Source organism: Psychrobacter sp. GW64-MNA-CIBAN-0177 (genome assembly GCF_040309585.1).
GTDB classification, from domain to species: Bacteria; Pseudomonadota; Gammaproteobacteria; order Pseudomonadales; family Moraxellaceae; genus Psychrobacter; species Psychrobacter okhotskensis.
On sequence record NZ_JBEOOY010000465.1, the window covers coordinates 1 to 250 of the forward strand.

1 protein-coding gene is annotated in these 250 nt (G+C 38.8%); it reads right to left on the reverse strand.

Features of this window, described 5'->3' with window-relative positions:
* A partial coding sequence (locus AAEY79_RS15870; protein ID WP_352289616.1) for a restriction endonuclease occupies window positions 1-250 on the reverse strand: 250 nt, incomplete at both ends.

Here is a 250-nt window from a genome sequence, read left to right on the forward strand (position 1 = left end):
ATATTGGCCTTGTCAGCAGCAAAATCTTTTCCTGCTTTAGAAAAGTTAGCGTTAGTCACAAAGTAACCTTGATGATAGTTTCTGTAATGCGATAAAGTACCTAAAAACTCACGTATCGGCTTCACACCAATATTTTTTGAATAAAGCTTACATTGAATACAATATTCTTGGCTGCCTTTAAGTCTCGTGTTGACTATCACCGTGCCATCAATGCCCCCATCTGCTGTCTGGCCTGTATGCTGATATGAAA